This is a genomic window from Pseudomonas sp. NPDC089741, assembly GCF_044748825.1.
Taxonomy (GTDB): Bacteria; Pseudomonadota; Gammaproteobacteria; order Pseudomonadales; family Pseudomonadaceae; genus Aquipseudomonas; species Aquipseudomonas helmanticensis.
The window spans coordinates 2,669-5,248 of record NZ_JBIVGT010000067.1 but is presented as its reverse complement, the minus strand read 5'-3'; the positions used below and the strand labels follow the sequence as shown (position 1 = coordinate 5,248).

Genomic DNA, 2,580 nt, shown 5'->3' with positions numbered 1-2,580 from the left:
CAATTACGGGTTCGAACGCCTCGAAAGGCTCCCCGGTTACTTGCGCGTTTATCCCAGTGACGACAAAACCCCACAGCCTAGGGCTGCGGGGTTGGGATGCTTGTCCAGTTAGACCTTTTCGACCTGACTGAACTCCAACTCTACCGGGGTAGAGCGACCGAAAATGAGCACTGCCACTTGGATCCGGCTCTTTTCGTAGTTAACTTCTTCAACGACGCCATTGAAATCAGCAAATGGACCATCATTGACTCGCACCGTTTCACCTGGCTCGAAGAGCGTCTTCGGCTTAGGCTTGTCGCTACCATCAGCAACACGACGCAGAATTGCTTCCGCCTCTTTATCGGTGATTGGTGCCGGCTTATCAGCAGTACCGCCAATAAAACCCATCACCCGAGGTGTATCCTTGACCAAGTGCCAAGTACCCTCATTCATATCCATCTGAACCAGCACATAGCCTGGAAAGAACTTTCGTTCGCTTTTGCGCTTCTGGCCATTACGCATTTCAACCACTTCTTCAGTGGGAACCAGAATCTCGCCGAAGCCATCTTCCATGCCAGCCAGCTTTACGCGCTCGACGAGCGAGCGCATTACATGCTTCTCGTAACCCGAGTAAGCATGCACAACATACCAACGCTTAGCCACGGGACACCCTTAGCCGACAATCAAGGAAACAAGCCAGCCGAGCAGGGAATCAAGCCCCCACAACAGCAACGCCATAACCAGAACAACAGCCACCACAATAAGGGTGGTCTGCGTGGTTTCTTGGCGAGTTGGCCACACGACTTTACGAATTTCGGTGCGAGCTTCCTTAACCAGTACAAAGAAAGACTTGCCCTTCGCTGTCTGCAGGCCTACAAAGGCAGCTACAGCAGCAATGGCAAGCAATGCGAGTACGCGGTACAGGATCGGCGAAGCAGAGTAATACTGATTGCCAACAACGCCAACAACCACCAAAGCGACTACTACAAGCCACTTGAGCAGATCGAAGCGAGAGCCTTGAGCTTCAGCTTTAGGAGTCATCTATGAAGATCCTGTGAAAAGAAAGCCAGACACACCAAGTGAATCTGGCAGGTCAGGAGGGAATCGAACCCCCAACCTACGGTTTTGGAGACCGTCGCTCTGCCAATTGAGCTACTGACCTAAAACAAAATCAGGCCGACCATTATGCCGGCCCGAAAAAGACATTACAACAACTTACTCGATGATTTTGGCTACGACGCCAGCGCCGACGGTACGACCGCCTTCACGGATAGCGAAACGCAGACCGTCTTCCATCGCGATGGTTTTGATCAGGGTAACAGTCATCTGAATGTTGTCACCTGGCATCACCATTTCAACGCCTTCTGGCAGCTCGCAGTTACCAGTCACATCAGTAGTACGGAAGTAGAACTGTGGACGGTAGCCTTTGAAGAACGGAGTGTGACGACCGCCTTCTTCCTTGCTCAGAACGTAAACTTCTGCAGTGAACTTCGTGTGCGGCTTAACCGAACCCGGCTTAACCAGAACCTGACCACGCTCAACGTCGTCACGCTTGGTACCACGCAGCAGAACGCCGCAGTTCTCGCCAGCACGACCTTCGTCGAGCAGCTTGCGGAACATTTCAACACCGGTGCAAGTAGTAACGGTGGTGTCACGCAGACCAACGATTTCCAGCGGATCTTGAACGCGAACGATACCGCGCTCGATACGACCGGTCACAACAGTACCGCGACCCGAGATCGAGAATACGTCTTCGATTGGCATCAGGAACGGCTTGTCGGTGACACGAACTGGTTCTGGGATGTAGCTGTCCAGAGTCTCAACCAGCTTCTTGACGGCAGTGGTGCCCATCTCGTTGTCGTCTTTGCCTTCCAGAGCCATACGAGCCGAACCGATGATGATTGGAGTGTCATCGCCCGGGAAGTCGTAGGTGGACAGCAGGTCGCGAACTTCCATCTCGACCAGTTCCAGCAGTTCAGCGTCATCTACCAGGTCAGCCTTGTTCAGGAAAACCACGATGTACGGAACGCCAACCTGACGGGACAGCAGGATGTGCTCACGGGTTTGCGGCATCGGACCATCAGCGGCCGAGCAAACCAGAATAGCGCCGTCCATTTGAGCAGCACCGGTGATCATGTTCTTCACATAGTCAGCGTGACCCGGGCAGTCAACGTGAGCATAGTGACGAATTTTCGAGTTGTACTCAACGTGCGCGGTATTGATGGTGATACCGCGAGCTTTCTCTTCTGGGGCGCTGTCGATCTTATCGAAGTCAACGATTGCCGAACCGAAAACTTCGGAGCAAACGCGAGTCAGAGCAGCAGTCAAAGTGGTTTTACCGTGGTCAACGTGACCAATGGTCCCAACGTTGACGTGCGGCAGGGAACGATCAAATTTTTCCTTAGCCATCGATATCACCCTTAACAGAAGAATTGAGCAAACAACATTAGCCATTAAAACAAAGGCAGATATTTTCATATCTGCCTTGTTATATGGAGCTCTTGAGCGGATTTGAACCGCTGACCTCACCCTTACCAAGGGTGTGCTCTACCAACTGAGCTAAATGATCTAAACACTTTTTATATCGTTTTAAGTTTGATT

At 51.9% G+C, this 2,580-nt stretch carries 3 protein-coding genes and 1 tRNA gene; all 4 read right to left on the bottom strand.

The features are described from left to right. Positions 1-108: 108 nt before the first annotated feature. The 4 genes from nusG to tuf all read right to left on the bottom strand — a co-directional run bounded on the left by nusG (position 109) and on the right by tuf (position 2,388). A complete protein-coding gene (gene nusG, locus ACIPZE_RS28605; RefSeq protein WP_007916492.1) occupies positions 109-642 on the bottom strand; it encodes a transcription termination/antitermination protein NusG in 534 nt (177 codons plus the stop codon). A gap of 9 nt (positions 643-651) precedes the next feature. Further along, complete coding sequence (gene secE, locus ACIPZE_RS28600; RefSeq protein ID WP_009045851.1) at positions 652-1,020, bottom strand: preprotein translocase subunit SecE; 369 nt, start codon at positions 1,018-1,020, stop codon at positions 652-654. Between the two features lie 45 nt (positions 1,021-1,065). Further along, positions 1,066-1,141, bottom strand: a tRNA-Trp gene (locus ACIPZE_RS28595). Positions 1,142-1,194: 53 nt separating this feature from the next. Then, positions 1,195-2,388, bottom strand: a complete 1,194-nt coding sequence (tuf, locus tag ACIPZE_RS28590) for an elongation factor Tu (RefSeq protein ID WP_053124324.1) — start codon at positions 2,386-2,388, stop codon at positions 1,195-1,197. Positions 2,389-2,580 lie beyond the last annotated feature (192 nt).